This is a genomic window from Cupriavidus pauculus (genome assembly GCF_003854935.1).
GTDB classification, from domain to species: domain Bacteria; phylum Pseudomonadota; class Gammaproteobacteria; order Burkholderiales; family Burkholderiaceae; genus Cupriavidus; species Cupriavidus pauculus_C.
This window is the reverse complement of sequence record NZ_CP033969.1, coordinates 1,088,066-1,103,037: the sequence shown is the minus strand read 5'-3', so window position 1 is coordinate 1,103,037 and position 14,972 is coordinate 1,088,066. Positions and strand designations below refer to the sequence as shown.

Genomic DNA, 14,972 nt, shown 5'->3' with positions numbered 1-14,972 from the left:
TTATTCTCCACTCTTCGCGTCTGCGCCAGGCGCAGCACGACGACCAGCACCGGCACCACCGCGGCGGTTACCCGACGGACGGCCTTCGCCTTCACGGCGGCGGCCTTCCGGGCGACCCGGACGACGACGACGGTCTTCTTGCGGCTCTTCAACCACAGGCGCGTCGTTGCGGCCCAGGTGATCGCCCTTGTAGACCCACACCTTGACACCGATGATGCCGTAGGTGGTTTCGGCTTCCGAGAAGCCGTAGTCGATGTCGGCACGCAGGGTGTGCAGGGGCACACGGCCTTCGCGGTACCACTCGGTACGTGCGATTTCGATACCGTTCAGACGGCCCGAGCTCATGATCTTGATGCCCTGGGCACCCAGACGCATCGCGTTCTGCATCGCGCGCTTCATGGCGCGACGGAACATGATGCGGCGCTCGAGCTGCTGCGTGATCGAATCGGCGATGAGCTGCGCATCGGTTTCCGGCTTGCGGATTTCCTCGATGTTCACGTGCACGGGCACACCCATGCGACGTTGCAGCTCGGCCTTCAGCAGTTCGATGTCCTCGCCCTTCTTGCCGATCACCACGCCCGGACGCGAGCTGTAAATGGTGATGCGAGCATTACGGGCCGGGCGCTCGATCACGACGCGGCCAACCGATGCGTTCTTGAGCTTCTTCTTCAGGAAGTCGCGAACTTCGATGTCTTCTTTCAGCATGCCGGCGAACTTCGTGTTGTTGGCGTACCAACGCGAAGCCCAGTTACGGCTGACGGCCAGACGGAAGCCAGTCGGATGAATCTTCTGTCCCATCGTGACTCCTTAGTTGCCGAGCGTCACAGTGATGTGACAGGTTTGTTTCTCGATGCGGTTGCCGCGGCCCTTCGCCCGTGCGGTGAAGCGCTTGAGCGAGGTTGCCTTGTCGACGAAGATCGATTTGACCTTCAGTTCGTCGATATCGGCGCCTTCGTTGTGCTCGGCGTTGGCGATGGCCGACTCGACCACCTTCTTCACGATCCCGGCAGCCTTTTTCGGGCTGAACGTCAGGATGTTGAGCGCGCGCTCGATCGGCAGACCGCGGATCTGGTCAGCGACCAGACGCGTCTTCTGGGCGGAGATACGGGCACCGCGATGAATCGCTTTCACTTCCATGATGGCACCTTACCTCTTCGCTTTCTTGTCAGCCGCGTGGCCCTTGAACGTGCGGGTAATCGCAAATTCGCCGAGCTTGTGGCCAACCATGTTTTCCGTCACGTACACCGGCACGTGTTGACGGCCGTTGTGCACGGCGATCGTCAGACCGATGAACTCAGGCATGATCGTCGAACGGCGCGACCATGTCTTGATGGGCTTCTTGTCCTTGCCGCCTGCAGCCGCTTCCACCTTCTTCAGCAGGTGGTCGTCGCAGAACGGACCCTTTTTTGCGGAACGAGTCATATCTTTAGCTCCTACCTACCGATTAGCGCTTGTGACGGCGCTGGACGATCATGCTGTCCGTGCGCTTGTTGCTGCGGGTACGGTAACCCTTGGCCGGGGTACCCCACGGCGACACGGGATCGCGACCAGCAGCAGTCTTGCCTTCACCACCACCGTGCGGGTGGTCGACCGGGTTCATCACCACGCCGCGAACGGTCGGGCGAATGCCGCGCCAGCGCGTGGCACCGGCCTTGCCGATCACGCGCAGGCTGTGCTCTTCGTTGCCCACTTCACCGATGGTGGCGCGGCATTCGATGTGAACGCGACGCACTTCACCGGAGCGCAGACGAACCTGGGCGTACAGGCCTTCGCGGGCCAGCAGCACGGCGGAACCACCGGCAGCGCGTGCGACTTGCGCACCCTTGCCAGGCAGGATTTCGACGTTGTTGATCGTGGTACCGACCGGGATGTTGCGGATCGGCAGGTTGTTACCGGCCTTGATCGGCGCTTCCGAGCCATTCATCAGCGACTGGCCGGCTACCATGCCCTTGGTGGCGATGATGTAGCGGCGCTCGCCGTCGGCGAACAGCACCAGCGCGATATTGGCGCTGCGGTTCGGATCGTATTCCAGGCGCTCGACCTTGGCGGGGATGCCGTCCTTGTCGCTGCGCTTGAAATCGACCACGCGGTAGTGGTGCTTATGACCACCGCCCTTGTGGCGGGTGGTGATATGACCATTGTTGTTACGGCCCGACTTCTGGAATTGCTTTTCCAGCAGCGGAGCGTGCGGGGCGCCCTTGTGAAGGTCCTTGTTGACCACCTTCACCATCGAGCGACGACCCGGGGAAGTCGGCTTGGTCTTGACGAGTGCCATGATTACTTGGCCTCCGCTTCAAAATTGATTTCCTGACCCGGCTTGAGCGCCACGTATGCCTTCTTGACGTGGTTGCGACGGCCCATGAAGCGGCCAAAGCGCTTTTGCTTGCCCTTCTGGTTCAGGATCTGAACGGACTGCACCTCGACCTTGAACAGCAGTTCGACGGCGGCCTTCACTTCTGCCTTGTTGGCATCGCGAGCCACTTCGAACACGACTTGTTCATTCTTGTCGGCGACCAGGGTTGCCTTTTCGGAAACCACCGGCGCGAGCAGCACCTGCATCAAACGATGATCGTTCTTGGCTACTTGCGTCATTTCAGCAACTCCTCGATCTGCGCAACGGCTGCCTTCGTCACGATCACCTTCTTGTAGTGCACCAGCGACAGCGGATCAGCGTGACGCGGCTCCACGACTGCCACGTTCGGCAGGTTGCGCGAAGCCAGGTAGAGGTTTTCGTCGAGGCTGTCGGTGATGATCAGCACCGAGTCCAGGCCCATGGCCTTGAACTTGTCGGCCAGCAGCTTGGTCTTGGGCGCGTCGACAGCGAAACCGTCCACCACATTGATACGACCTTCACGTGCGAGCTGCGAGTAAATCGAGCGCATGCCGGCACGGAACATCTTCTTGTTGACCTTCTGGCTGAAGTTCTCTTCCGGCGTATTCGGGAAGATACGGCCACCGCCACGCCACAGCGGCGAGGACGACATACCCGCACGAGCACGGCCCGTACCCTTCTGGCGCCACGGCTTCTTGGTCGTGTGCTTGACCTCTTCGCGGTCCTTCTGCTTGCGGTTACCGCTACGGGCGTTCGCCTGGTACGCAACGACGATCTGGTGAACCAGCGCTTCGTTGTAGTCACGGCCGAACACTTCGGGCGAGGCAGCAACGCCGGCGCCGATTTGACCGTTATCCTGGAGGAGCTTGAGTTCCATTACATGCGCTCCTTAAGCTTTGGCCTTGACGGCCGGGGTCACGATGACCTTGCCGCCCTTGGAACCGGGGATGGCGCCCTTGACCAGCAGCAGCTTGCGCTCTGCGTCGATCTTGGCGATCTCGAGGTTTTGCACGGTACGGGTGACGTCACCGAGGTGACCCGTCATGCGCTTGCCCGGGAACACGCGGCCCGGATCCTGCGCCATACCGATGGAACCCGGCACGTTGTGCGAACGCGAGTTACCGTGGGTGGCACGACCCGATGCGAAGTGGTAGCGCTTAATGGTACCGGCGTAGCCCTTACCGATGGTCACGCCCTGCACGTCGATCTTCTGACCGACCTGGAACAGGTCGACCGACAGCGAACCGCCAGCTTGCAGTTCGGCAGCCTTGGCTGCATCGATGCGGAATTCTTTGATGATTTCACCAGCTTCCACGCCGGCTTTGGCGAGATGACCCGCCAGCGGCTTGGTAACGCGGCTTGCGCGTCGGCTGCCGAAGGTGACTTGAACCGCAGTGTAACCGTCGGTCTCGTCCGTCTTGATTTGCGTCACGCGGTTGTCGCCGACCTCGACCACGGTAACGGGAATCGAATCACCGTCGTCCGTGAAAATACGGGTCATGCCAACCTTGCGACCTACAAGGCCAAGGCTCATGGTTTGCTCCATTCCCAGCTGCGATTGGCCGGGGCTGATTGATACACGAAAACTGTGCGATTTGCGGGTTGCGCGAAAAGGACTGCGCCGGCCAAAACGGCCCCCACTACCCGGAGAAACGGGTAGCCTTACAATATAACGCAGGCTTTTGGAAAGGGCAAGATGTGTGGCGCTTTTTCTGGCTAGGAAGCGCAGAAATCGCCGGCACGGCGTCCAATGCGGCACTTTGCATGCCGAAGCCGTGGTTTTCCGGGCATATGCCGGCGCGGCAGGCGCCGCATAAACAAAAACGGCGAACTTGCGTCCGCCGTTTCCGCTGCACCAGGCCGCCAGGCGGCCCGACACATGATTACACCTTGATCTCGACGTCCACGCCGGCCGGCAGGTCGAGCTTCATCAGCGCGTCGACGGTCTTGTCCGTCGGATCGACGATGTCCATCAGGCGCTGGTGAGTGCGGATCTCGAACTGATCGCGGCTGGTCTTGTTGACGTGCGGCGAACGCAGGATGTCGAAGCGCTGGATGCGGGTCGGCAGGGGCACCGGGCCCTTGACGATCGCGCCGGTACGCTTGGCGGTATCCACGATTTCGGCGGCCGACTGGTCGATCAGGCGGTAGTCGAAAGCCTTCAGGCGGATACGGATCTTCTGGTTCTGCATGATTGTTCCTTAAAAGAGCGATGGGCAGCGTGCCCGGATTGTCGGGAACACGCCCGAAGGCATGTCCCGGGAAGGTTGCTTAGTCGAGGATCTTTGCCACAACGCCGGCGCCGACGGTACGACCGCCTTCGCGGATAGCGAAGCGCAGGCCTTCTTCCATGGCGATCGGGGCGATCAGCTTGACGGTGATCGACACGTTGTCACCCGGCATGACCATTTCCTTGTCCTTCGGCAGCTCGATCGAGCCGGTCACGTCGGTCGTGCGGAAATAGAACTGCGGGCGATAGTTGTTGAAGAACGGCGTGTGACGGCCGCCTTCGTCCTTCGACAGGATGTACACCTCGCCGGTGAAGTGCGTGTGCGGCTTGATCGAGCCCGGCTTGCACAGGACCTGACCACGCTCCACGTCTTCGCGCTTCGTGCCGCGCAGCAGCAGGCCGACGTTGTCGCCAGCCTGGCCCTGGTCCAGCAGCTTGCGGAACATTTCCACGCCCGTGCAGGTCGTCTTCACCGTCGGGCGGATACCCACGATTTCGATTTCCTCACCGACCTTCACCACGCCGCGCTCGATACGGCCGGTCACCACGGTACCGCGGCCCGAGATCGAGAACACGTCTTCCACCGGCATCAGGAACGTACCGTCCACGGCGCGCTCCGGCGTCGGGATGTACGTGTCCAGCGCTTCGGCCAGGCGCATGATCGCTTCTTCGCCCAGGTCGCCCTTGTCGCCTTCCAGCGCCAGCTTGGCCGAACCCTTCACGATCGGCGTGTCGTCGCCCGGGAAGTCGTACTTGCTCAGCAGCTCGCGCACTTCCATTTCCACCAGCTCGAGCAGCTCGGCGTCGTCCACCATGTCGCACTTGTTCAGGAACACGATGATGTACGGCACGCCAACCTGACGGGCCAGCAGGATGTGCTCGCGCGTCTGCGGCATCGGGCCGTCAGCGGCCGAGCACACCAGGATGGCGCCGTCCATCTGCGCGGCGCCCGTGATCATGTTCTTCACGTAGTCGGCGTGGCCCGGGCAGTCAACGTGGGCGTAGTGACGGTTGGCCGTCTCGTATTCCACGTGCGCGGTGTTGATCGTGATGCCACGCGCCTTCTCTTCCGGCGCAGCGTCGATCTCGTCGTACTTCTTGGCGGCGCCACCGAACTTCGCAGCCAGCACCGTGGCAATCGCTGCCGTCAGCGTCGTCTTGCCGTGGTCAACGTGACCAATCGTACCTACGTTCACGTGCGGCTTGGTCCGCTCGAACTTTTCCTTTGCCATGTTTCAGCTCCTAATGGAATACAGTCTGATTCGATTCTTTTGCGCCGCCACGCAGGTCATGCGTGGCGGTGCGACGTTTATTGCTTGCCCTTGGCGGTCATCACGGCTTCGGCGATGTTCTTCGGCGCCTCGGCGTAGTGCTTGAATTCCATGGTGTACGTGGCGCGGCCTTGGGTGGCCGAGCGCAGCGCCGTGGAATAACCGAACATTTCCGACAGCGGGACTTCGGCCTTGATGATCTTGCCGCCGCCAACCATGTCGTCCATGCCCTGCACGATGCCGCGGCGGGACGACAGATCGCCCATCACGGTACCCGTGTAGTCTTCCGGCGTTTCCACTTCCACGGCCATCATCGGCTCCAGCAGAACCGGGCTGGCCTTGCGCATGGCTTCCTTGAAAGCCATCGAGCCGGCCATGCGGAACGCGTTTTCGTTCGAGTCCACGTCGTGGTACGAACCGAACGTCAGCGTGACCTTCACGTCCACCACCGGGAAGCCGGCCAGGATACCGGACGGCAGCGTGTCGACGATACCCTTCTCCACCGCGGGGATGTATTCGCGAGGAATCACACCGCCCTTGATGGCGTCGATGAACTCGAAGCCCTTGCCCGGCTCCTGCGGTTCCAGCGTGATCACGGCGTGACCGTACTGGCCGCGGCCGCCCGACTGCTTGACGAACTTGCCTTCGACGTCCTCGGCCTTCTTGCGGATGGTTTCGCGGTAGGCCACCTGCGGGGCGCCGATGTTGGCTTCCACGCCGAATTCGCGCTTCATGCGGTCCACCAGGATTTCCAGGTGGAGCTCGCCCATGCCCGAAATGATGGTCTGGCCCGATTCTTCATCGGTACGCACGCGGAACGACGGATCCTCGGCGGCCAGGCGGTTCAGGGCGATGCCCATCTTTTCCTGGTCGGCCTTGGTCTTCGGCTCCACGGCCTGCGAGATCACCGGCTCCGGGAACACCATGCGCTCGAGCACGATCGGGGCAGCCGGATCGCACAGCGTGTCGCCCGTGGTGGCGTCCTTCAGGCCCACCGCGGCGGCGATGTCGCCGGCCAGCACTTCCTTGATTTCCTCGCGCTGGTTGGCGTGCATCTGCAGAATACGGCCCAGACGCTCCTTCTTCTGCTTCACCGGGTTGTACACGGTGTCGCCCGAGTTGATCTTGCCCGAGTACACGCGGAAGAAGATCAGCTGGCCGACGAACGGGTCGGTCATGATCTTGAAGGCCAGCGCCGAGAACTTCTCGTTGTCGTCGGCCTTGCGTTCCAGCTTCTTCTCGTCGTCGCTTTCGTCCACGCCCTTGACCGGCGGGATGTCCACGGGCGACGGCAGGAAGTCGATCACGGCGTCCAGCATACGCTGCACACCCTTGTTCTTGAACGCGGTGCCGCACAGCATCGGCTGGATTTCGCAGGCGATGGTACGGTCACGCAGCGCCTTGACGATCTCTGCGCGGGTCAGCTCTTCGCCGCCCAGGTACTTTTCCATCAGCTCTTCGCTGGCTTCGGCGGCCGACTCGACCATCTTCTCGCGCCATTCGTCAGCGGTGTCCTTCAGCTCGGCCGGGATGTCCTGGTACTCGAACTTCACGCCCTGGCTGGCTTCGTCCCAGATGATGGCCTTCATTTCCAGCAGGTCGACCACGCCCTGGAAGCCGTCTTCGGCGCCGATCGGCACCACCACGGGCACCGGGTTGGCCTTCAGGCGGGTCTTCAGCTGGTCGTAGACCTTGAAGAAGTTCGCGCCGGTACGGTCCATCTTGTTGACGAACGCCAGACGCGGCACGCCGTACTTGTTGGCCTGGCGCCAGACGGTTTCCGACTGGGGCTGCACGCCACCCACTGCGCAGTAGACCATGCAGGCGCCATCCAGCACGCGCATGGAACGCTCCACCTCGATGGTGAAGTCCACGTGGCCCGGGGTGTCGATGATGTTGAAACGGTGCTCGGGGTAGTTGCCGCCCATGCCCTTCCAGAAGGCGGTGGTAGCAGCGGAGGTGATCGTGATGCCACGCTCCTGCTCCTGCTCCATCCAGTCCATCGTGGCCGCGCCGTCGTGCACTTCACCGATCTTGTGGTTCACACCGGTGTAGAACAGGATCCGCTCGGTCGTGGTGGTTTTACCCGCGTCAATGTGAGCCGAAATACCGATATTGCGGTAGCGCTCAATGGGAGTCTTACGAGCCACTTTAATCCTCTATTCGTCCGTGAGGCGCAGCAATCTCATGGGCTGCGCCCCTAACACAAACGGGCGAGATGTGTGAAAACACAGCCCGCCCGGCAACCAACAGCGTTTTTCGCGCGCCTTAGAAGCGGAAGTGCGAGAACGCCTTGTTGGCTTCGGCCATGCGGTGTACTTCGTCGCGCTTCTTCATTGCGCCACCACGGCCTTCTGCAGCTTCCATCAGCTCACCTGCCAGGCGCAGCGCCATCGACTTCTCGCTGCGTTTTTTCGCGGCCTCGCGCAGCCAACGCATCGCCAATGCCAAACGACGCGACGGACGGACTTCGACCGGAACCTGATAGTTAGCACCGCCCACGCGACGGCTCTTCACTTCCACCACCGGCTTCACGTTGTTGATCGCAACGGAGAACACTTCGATGGGGGCCTTGCCTGCCTTCTTTTCGATCTGGTCGAACGCGCCGTACACGATACGTTCGGCAACCGACTTCTTGCCGTCCAGCATCAGCACGTTCATGAACTTGGCAACTTCGACATTGCCGAACTTCGGATCAGGCAGAACTTCCCGCTTGGGGACTTCACGACGACGTGGCATCTTCTTTCCTTAAGATTCAGTTGAGAGGCGGTCTGAATGTTTCCGCTCTCCGGCCACCAACTAGCTTGCCAGCATCAGGCTGGACAAATTCGCCGGGTGACCACTTACTCGACGGCACGGCGCACAAAAAACGCTCCGTTTTACCGCCGCCTGGTGACAGCTCCATGACGCATCGTCACGGCCGTCGGATATTGCTTTGCGCGAAAGCTTAGGCAGCCTTCGGACGCTTCGCACCGTACTTCGAACGGGCCTGCTTGCGGTCCTTCACGCCTTGCAGGTCCAGCGAGCCACGGACGATGTGGTAACGCACACCCGGCAGATCCTTCACACGGCCGCCGCGGATCAGCACGACCGAGTGTTCCTGCAGGTTGTGGCCTTCACCGCCGATATACGAAATGACTTCGAAACCGTTGGTCAGGCGCACCTTGGCGACCTTACGCAGTGCCGAGTTCGGCTTCTTCGGCGTCGTGGTGTACACGCGGGTGCACACGCCGCGACGCTGCGGGCAGTTCTCAAGCGCGGGGCTCTTGCTCTTGATGACTTCAGAGACACGCGGCTTGCGAACCAGTTGGTTGATAGTTGGCATTGTTCAATCCAGCTTGGTTTTACAAAAACACCCCTCCGCCAGCATCTGACCAAGGGGCAACAACGGGTTTTGGGCGGGAAAGGCGAGCAGGACGCTCTGTAGGAAGGGCTGTGAAGTGACAGACTTGCCAAAGAGCGCGAGCTTGCCGGGATCCCGCTGCCGTCCTGCCTGCCGGGCACCTGAAGCGCCACAAACCCGACGGACGAGCGAAATCCGAAGCCAAAAACTCGAATCTGGCACTCTAGCAGCGTGGTTTGCAACGGTCAAGGGGTATACGCGGCGTATACGTATACGTGCCACATCCAGTCTGGCCTCACACCGCCCGCAGCGCTTCGAGGATTTCGTCGCCGTACCGCTCCAGCTTCGACGCTCCGATGCCGGGCACCTCCGCCAGGTCGTCCAGCGACTCCGGCGCGCTGCGCGCCAGCTCGGCGAGCGTGGCATCGTGGAAGATCACGTAGGCCGGCACGCCATGCGACTTGGCCGTGGCCGTCCGCCAGCGCCGCAGCGCCTCCCAGTTGGCCAGCGTGTCGGCGTCCATCGTGGCGGTGTGGTCGGTGCGCGTGCCGCCGCGCCCTGCCCGCTCTCCGGACTTGGCCGGTTTGCTTACCTGGCGCCGCAGTGTGATCGATTGCTCACCCTTGAGCACCGCCCGGGCCGGCTCGCCCAGCAGCAGCGCGCCATGGCCGCCGTGATCGATCACCAGCAGCCCGTGGGCAATGAGCTGGCGGAAGATTGCGTGCCATTCCGATACGGACAGGTCCTTGCCGATGCCAAAGGTCGACACCTTGTCGTGGCCCCACTGGCGGATCTTCTCGGTCGAATTGCCGCGCAGCACGTCGATCAGGTGCGTGGCGCCGAAATGGACGCGACTGGTCTGCGCCGTGCGGTAGACGCAGGACAGTGCCATCTGCGCCTCCCGGGTGCCGTCCCACGTGGACGGCGGCTCCAGGCAGGTGTCGCAGTTGCCGCACGGCCCGGCCGACTCGTCGAAGTAGGCCAGGATCCGCACCCGCCGGCAGCCGGCCGTCTCGCACAAACCCAGCAGCGCGTCGAGCTTGGCGGACGACACCCGCTTGTGGGCGTCGTCCGCCTCGGATTCGTCGATCATGCGCTTCTGCTGCACGACGTCGCCCAGGCCATAGGCCATCCACGCGTTGGCCGGCAGCCCGTCGCGGCCGGCGCGGCCAGTTTCCTGGTAATAGCCTTCCATGCTCTTCGGCAAGTCCAGGTGTGCCACAAAGCGCACATCCGGCTTGTCGATGCCCATGCCGAACGCAATCGTCGCCACCATGACGATGCCCTCCTCCTCGCGGAACCGGGCCTGATGGTGCTGCCGCACCTGGGCGTCCATGCCGGCGTGGTAGGCCAGCGCGTTGATGCCGTGGCCGGCCAGCCACTGCGCGGTTTCCTCCACCTTCTTGCGCGACAGGCAGTAGACGATGCCGCTGTCGTGCCCGCCGTCGCCGTTCATGTGCTCGGCCTTGATGAAGGCCAGCAGTTGCTGCCTGGCGTTGTCTTTCTCGACGATGCGGTAGCGGATGTTCGGCCGGTCGAAGCTGGAGATGAAGACGCGCGCATCGTCCAGCGCGAGCCGCTCGATGATTTCGTTGCGCGTCAGCGAGTCCGCGGTGGCCGTGAGCGCGATGCGCGGCACGTTCGGGAACCGCTCGTGCAGCACCGAAAGCTGGATGTACTCGGGCCGGAAGTCGTGCCCCCATTGCGACACGCAGTGCGCCTCGTCGATGGCGAACAGCCCCACGCGCGTGCGGTCCAGCAGATCCAGGAAGCGCGGCGTCATCAGCCGTTCGGGCGCCACGTACAGCACCTCGATCCGGCCGGCCAGCAGGTCGCGCTCCACGGCCGACGCCTCGCCGCTGCTCAGCGTCGAGTTCAGCACCGCGGCGCGCACGCCCGCTTCGGTCAGCGCCGCCACCTGGTCCTGCATCAGCGCAATCAATGGCGAAACGACGATGCCGACACCATGGCCGGCCTGCTGGCGCAGCAGCGCGGGAATCTGGTAGCAGAGCGATTTGCCGCCACCGGTGGGCATCAGGACCAGGCAGTCCCCGCCATCGGCCACGTGGTCGATGATCTCGGCCTGCCTGCCGCGGAAGGCGTGATAGCCGAAGACTTCTTTGAGAATCGCCAGGGCGCGCGACATGGGACAGCCGGATACGGAAAGCGGGAAAGGCGTAACCATACCACCGCACGCGGCGCGCAGGTCCGGTGCGGCCGTGGCGATGTCGCGTGGATGCCAAATGCGGCCGGCTGTCTTGCGCCAGCACAAGCAGGGCGTGGCGCCACCGTCCTACGATGGCGACTCAGGTTCCCACCACAAGACACCATGCAGCGCCATGCCTTCACCCTTCCGATCGAGATCGTGCGCGGGGGGCCGGAGCCCTACAAGCGACAGATCATGCGGCAGGTCGAGCGCATGATCGTGACCGGGCGCCTGCAGACCGGCGACCGCCTGCCATCGATCACGTGCCTGGTCGCCACGCTGCGGGTGTCCCGCAACACCGTGGTCGGCGCCTACGAGGGCCTGACCGATGCCGGGCTGCTGCGCGGCGAGCCGGGCCGGGGCTTCTATGTGGCCGATGCCATACCGCGTGCCTCGGCGCCACCGGCACCGGTGCCACCATCGGCCATGCCGGCCGAGGCCGTGCCGCCGCCCATGGAATCCCCCGCCCGCGCAGCGGTGTGCCCGCCCGGCGTTCATACCTCGCCGCCCCGCCTGCCGGTGATCCACGATTTCAAGCTTGGCCGTCCGGCGCCCGATGCGTTCCCGGCCCGCCGCTGGGCCATGCTGTCGAACCCGCTGCTGCGGCAGATGCGCCAGGCCATCAGCGAATACCCGCCGGCGGAAGGCCTCTGGGGTCTGCGCATGCAGATTGCCGACTACCTGGCCGCCACGCGCGCGCTGGCCGTCGAGCCGACGCAGATCCTGATCGTCTCCGGCGTGCAGGAAGCCCTGCACCTGCTTGCCGCGCAGCTGGTCCACCATGGCGACCGCGTCGTGGTCGAATCGCCGGGCTATGCCGGCTTCTGCAACCTGCCCCAGCTTGCCCACGCGACGCCGATCGGCGTACCGGTCGATGCGGACGGGCTCTGCGCCCATGCGCTGCCGTCCGGGCCTGTTCGGCTGGTCTACACCACGCCTTCGCACCAGTACCCGCTGGGCTACACAATGTCGATGGACCGGCGCCGCGCCCTGCTGCGCTGGGCCGCCCAGTCCGGCGCCTGCGTCATCGAGGACGACTACGACGGCGACTTCGCCTACGAAGGCGCGCCGCCGCCGCCGCTGATGGCGATGGATCCTTCCCGGGTGGTCTACGTCGGATCGTTCTCAAAGGTGCTCGGGCCGGGCCTGCGGCTCGGCTTCATGGCCTGCCCGCCCTGGCTGACCGACGCCATCGCGCGCCGCAAGGCGCTGCTCAACCACGGCTGCCCATGGCTCGAGCAGGCCGTGCTGGCGCGGCTGATCGAATATGGCGACTACAGCCGGCATCTGTACCGCCTGCGCCGCCGCTACCGCGAGCAGCGCGACGCCCTGCTCGCCGGGCTGCATGACATCTGGGACGGCCGATGCCACATCAGCGGCGCGGACACGGGCATGCACGTCGCGCTCCATCTGCCGTCCGATGGGCCGACCGCCGCAAGCGTCGCGGATCGCGCACTGGCGCACGGCATCCGGCTGTATCCGCTGCACGAGGCCGCCTGCGGCTTCATCCCGGCCGCGGCCCAACGGATCCTGCTCCTCGGCTATGCGTCGCAGAACGTGGACCAGATCCGCCAGGCGCTGGTCCGGCTCAAGCTGGCCGTCGGCGCATGCCGGCAGCGGGCGGCCGATGCAGACGCACCGGCCGGCCTCGACGCCTGATCGCTACGGCGCGGCGCGCATCGCGCCGAAGTGGCGGGACAAGGCGTCGATGGCGGCGTCGTCGAGTGGCTCCGCCATCGGCCGCATCACGGCATCGTCGCGCCGGCCGGCCTTGAAGTCGCGCAGCTGCTTGGCCAGGTATTCGGCCTTCTGCCCGGCCAGGTTCGGATACAAGCCGACGCTGCTGATGCCGTCCACACCATGGCAGGTGGCGCACATCGGCAGGATGGCCGCCAGCTTGTCGGCCGGCTTCTGCACCGGCTTGCCCCCCTCAACGCCCGCAGCCGCCTGGGCCGCCGCGGCCACGCCAAGCCATGTCAGCACCGCGACCGGCAGTTTCCAATGAGAACGTGTCATGGTCGGGCTCCTTAGTGCTTGCGCGTCGGCGGCAAACCCACCGAGATCCATTGGGTACGGGCGCGCGAGAAGATGCCGGCCGGGCTTTCCATCTTGTGCTCGGCCACCAGCGCCAGGGTTTTGCTGTCGTAGATCCGCAGCCGGTCGCCGTAGTAGCCAGCGCTGACGTACAGGTACTTGCCGTCACGCGTGTATTCCGGGAAGAACGCATGGCCGCCTGCATCGAGCGTGCGCGCCACCTCCAGCGTCTGCTTGTCGATCAGCTGGATCTGCGACGCCTTCTTGTCCTTGCTGACGATGTCGACAGCCACGTACGGCGCGTCGGGATGCGCCGCCGGCGACTCCGTCGGGCCTGCCACGGCGATGTTCTTCACCACCGAGAAGTCGGCCGTGTCCCACACCGTGACGACGTCGCCCTTGTCGCACTGGCCGATATTGGTGCCGAACGCCAGCATCCGGCCGCCCACCGGCGTCACCGCGCCGGACCCCACGTGCGGCTGGCAGCCCGCAGGGATGTCGCGCGCCACCTTGTTCTCCTTGAGGTCGATGGCCACGATCTTGTTGTCGCCGTAAGACGCCACCATCGAGTACCGGCCATCGGGCGTCAGGAACGTGTCGTGCAGCATCCGGCCGACCTTTTCGAGCTTGGTCACCGGCATGCCTTCGCGGTCGGGGTCGACGATCCAGATCTGTCCCGCCTGACGCAACGTCAGCGCGAACCTGTTGTTGATCCGGCTCCCGATCACCGGCCCGCCGGCCGACTGGATGAACTTGCCATCGGGGTCCTTGCCCTCCAGGCGCAGGTACTTCACGGGCTCCAGCGTGTCCGCCTTCAGGATCACCACGAGATTCGGCACGAACGAACTCGCGGCCAGCCATTTGCCGTCGTTCGACACGGCGATGCCGGGCCCGGTCAGCCCCGTCTTGACCTTGCGCACCACCTTGAGCGTGTACAGGTCGATCTTGTAGACATGCCCGTCGTCGCTCTTGAGCCACGCCCAGCGCGCCTCCACCGGGCTGAATTCCATGATGTGCGGCGCAACCGGCGTGGCGATCTCGCCAACCACCTTGTTCGTGGCGCCGTCCAGGAACACGGTCTTCGCGTTGTCGCCGGTGCCGCGCCCGTAGCGGCCGCGCGCCATCACCACCATCAGGTCGTAGACCGAACCAATCTGGTAGCTGGGCTTCGACGGCAGCGTCGATTCATCGACGAGCACTTGCAGGCTGTCGCGGATCTGCTGCATCGACCATTCGGGGCGCCCCACTGGCTGCGTCTTGATGTACTGCGAGACCAACCGGATGTCCTCGTCCGCCATGCGCGAATGGAACGGCGGCATCAGCGTGTCAGGAATGCCGGTCATGATCGTGCCGCGCAGCGCGGCTTCGCTCTGCACCAGCCGGTCCTTGTGCAGGGCCGGCCCGACATAGCCGCCCCGGCTGGCCGAGTGACACACCGCGCAGTTGGCCTGGTACAGCGCGTCCGCACGCTTGAGGGCGTCCGCGGGCATGGCCGATATGGCCGACGACACGCCGGCCGCCAAAACGGTCCCTAGCACTTTTCCTAGCATCGCTTA

At 64.0% G+C, this 14,972-nt stretch carries 16 protein-coding genes; 1 reads left to right on the top strand and 15 read right to left on the bottom strand.

From position 1 onward, the window contains the following. The 13 genes from rpsC to recQ form a co-directional block, all read right to left on the bottom strand. Window positions 1–798 (bottom strand): 30S ribosomal protein S3, encoded by a 798-nt coding sequence (rpsC, locus tag EHF44_RS06735; protein WP_092602196.1) that lies wholly within the window; start codon window positions 796–798, stop codon window positions 1–3. 9 nt (window positions 799–807) lie between these two features. Continuing rightward, entirely contained in the window at window positions 808–1,137 is a 330-nt protein-coding gene (gene rplV, locus EHF44_RS06730) for a 50S ribosomal protein L22 (RefSeq protein ID WP_092602198.1), read from the bottom strand. A 9-nt stretch (window positions 1,138–1,146) separates the two neighbouring features. Further along, complete coding sequence (gene rpsS, locus EHF44_RS06725) at window positions 1,147–1,422, bottom strand: 30S ribosomal protein S19 (RefSeq protein ID WP_124683032.1); 276 nt, start codon at window positions 1,420–1,422, stop codon at window positions 1,147–1,149. Between the two features lie 22 nt (window positions 1,423–1,444). Continuing rightward, entirely contained in the window at window positions 1,445–2,275 is an 831-nt protein-coding gene (gene rplB / locus EHF44_RS06720; RefSeq protein WP_124683031.1) for a 50S ribosomal protein L2, read from the bottom strand. A gap of 2 nt (window positions 2,276–2,277) precedes the next feature. After that, complete coding sequence (gene rplW, locus EHF44_RS06715; RefSeq protein ID WP_061956557.1) at window positions 2,278–2,592, bottom strand: 50S ribosomal protein L23; 315 nt, start codon at window positions 2,590–2,592, stop codon at window positions 2,278–2,280. Continuing rightward, window positions 2,589–3,209, bottom strand: a complete 621-nt coding sequence (gene rplD / locus EHF44_RS06710) for a 50S ribosomal protein L4 (protein WP_124683030.1) — start codon at window positions 3,207–3,209, stop codon at window positions 2,589–2,591. Before rplD ends, rplW begins: the two co-directional genes overlap by 4 nt. A gap of 12 nt (window positions 3,210–3,221) precedes the next feature. Then, entirely contained in the window at window positions 3,222–3,866 is a 645-nt protein-coding gene (rplC, locus tag EHF44_RS06705) for a 50S ribosomal protein L3 (RefSeq protein WP_066731279.1), read from the bottom strand. A gap of 349 nt (window positions 3,867–4,215) precedes the next feature. Continuing rightward, entirely contained in the window at window positions 4,216–4,524 is a 309-nt protein-coding gene (rpsJ, locus tag EHF44_RS06700) for a 30S ribosomal protein S10 (protein WP_006160488.1), read from the bottom strand. Between the two features lie 79 nt (window positions 4,525–4,603). Continuing rightward, window positions 4,604–5,794 carry an elongation factor Tu gene (gene tuf / locus EHF44_RS06695; protein ID WP_124683012.1) on the bottom strand — a complete coding sequence of 397 codons (1,191 nt, stop codon included), beginning with the start codon at window positions 5,792–5,794 and terminating at the stop codon, window positions 4,604–4,606. A gap of 77 nt (window positions 5,795–5,871) precedes the next feature. After that, window positions 5,872–7,983 (bottom strand): elongation factor G, encoded by a 2,112-nt coding sequence (gene fusA / locus EHF44_RS06690; protein WP_124683029.1) that lies wholly within the window; start codon window positions 7,981–7,983, stop codon window positions 5,872–5,874. 118 nt (window positions 7,984–8,101) lie between these two features. Next, entirely contained in the window at window positions 8,102–8,572 is a 471-nt protein-coding gene (rpsG, locus tag EHF44_RS06685) for a 30S ribosomal protein S7 (RefSeq protein ID WP_124683028.1), read from the bottom strand. A gap of 208 nt (window positions 8,573–8,780) precedes the next feature. Then, entirely contained in the window at window positions 8,781–9,158 is a 378-nt protein-coding gene (gene rpsL / locus EHF44_RS06680; RefSeq protein WP_006576501.1) for a 30S ribosomal protein S12, read from the bottom strand. Between the two features lie 313 nt (window positions 9,159–9,471). Then, entirely contained in the window at window positions 9,472–11,322 is a 1,851-nt protein-coding gene (recQ, locus tag EHF44_RS06675) for a DNA helicase RecQ (RefSeq protein ID WP_124683027.1), read from the bottom strand. A 183-nt stretch (window positions 11,323–11,505) separates the two neighbouring features. On the opposite strand from recQ, the gene EHF44_RS06670 reads away from it, so the two are divergent. Next, a complete protein-coding gene (locus EHF44_RS06670; RefSeq protein ID WP_124683026.1) occupies window positions 11,506–13,041 on the top strand; it encodes a PLP-dependent aminotransferase family protein in 1,536 nt (511 codons plus the stop codon). Window positions 13,042–13,044: 3 nt separating this feature from the next. On the opposite strand, the gene EHF44_RS06665 is transcribed toward EHF44_RS06670, so the two are convergent. Together EHF44_RS06665 and EHF44_RS06660 are read right to left on the bottom strand one after the other, a co-directional pair. Then, a complete protein-coding gene (locus tag EHF44_RS06665; protein WP_124683025.1) occupies window positions 13,045–13,398 on the bottom strand; it encodes a c-type cytochrome in 354 nt (117 codons plus the stop codon). A gap of 11 nt (window positions 13,399–13,409) precedes the next feature. After that, the gene (locus EHF44_RS06660) at window positions 13,410–14,906 is read right to left on the bottom strand and encodes a nitrite reductase (RefSeq protein WP_172966021.1); all 1,497 of its coding nucleotides are present in this window, start codon (window positions 14,904–14,906) and stop codon (window positions 13,410–13,412) included. Window positions 14,907–14,972 lie beyond the last annotated feature (66 nt).

Excerpts from the sequence above, each read along its gene's own strand:
- rpsC (WP_092602196.1), bottom strand. The coding sequence starts at position 798 with ATGGGACAGAAGATTCATCCGACTGGCTTCCGTCTGGCCGTCAGCCGT.
- rplV (WP_092602198.1), bottom strand. The coding sequence starts at position 1,137 with ATGGAAGTGAAAGCGATTCATCGCGGTGCCCGTATCTCCGCCCAGAAG.
- rpsS (WP_124683032.1), bottom strand. The coding sequence starts at position 1,422 with ATGACTCGTTCCGCAAAAAAGGGTCCGTTCTGCGACGACCACCTGCTG.
- rplB (WP_124683031.1), bottom strand. The coding sequence starts at position 2,275 with ATGGCACTCGTCAAGACCAAGCCGACTTCCCCGGGTCGTCGCTCGATG.
- rplW (WP_061956557.1), bottom strand. The coding sequence starts at position 2,592 with ATGACGCAAGTAGCCAAGAACGATCATCGTTTGATGCAGGTGCTGCTC.
- rplD (WP_124683030.1), bottom strand. The coding sequence starts at position 3,209 with ATGGAACTCAAGCTCCTCCAGGATAACGGTCAAATCGGCGCCGGCGTT.
- rplC (WP_066731279.1), bottom strand. The coding sequence starts at position 3,866 with ATGAGCCTTGGCCTTGTAGGTCGCAAGGTTGGCATGACCCGTATTTTC.
- rpsJ (WP_006160488.1), bottom strand. The coding sequence starts at position 4,524 with ATGCAGAACCAGAAGATCCGTATCCGCCTGAAGGCTTTCGACTACCGC.
- tuf (WP_124683012.1), bottom strand. The coding sequence starts at position 5,794 with ATGGCAAAGGAAAAGTTCGAGCGGACCAAGCCGCACGTGAACGTAGGT.
- rpsG (WP_124683028.1), bottom strand. The coding sequence starts at position 8,572 with ATGCCACGTCGTCGTGAAGTCCCCAAGCGGGAAGTTCTGCCTGATCCG.
- rpsL (WP_006576501.1), bottom strand. The coding sequence starts at position 9,158 with ATGCCAACTATCAACCAACTGGTTCGCAAGCCGCGTGTCTCTGAAGTC.
- recQ (WP_124683027.1), bottom strand. The coding sequence starts at position 11,322 with ATGTCGCGCGCCCTGGCGATTCTCAAAGAAGTCTTCGGCTATCACGCC.
- EHF44_RS06670 (WP_124683026.1), top strand. The coding sequence starts at position 11,506 with ATGCAGCGCCATGCCTTCACCCTTCCGATCGAGATCGTGCGCGGGGGG.
- EHF44_RS06665 (WP_124683025.1), bottom strand. The coding sequence starts at position 13,398 with ATGACACGTTCTCATTGGAAACTGCCGGTCGCGGTGCTGACATGGCTT.
- EHF44_RS06660 (WP_172966021.1), bottom strand. The coding sequence starts at position 14,906 with ATGCCCGCGGACGCCCTCAAGCGTGCGGACGCGCTGTACCAGGCCAAC.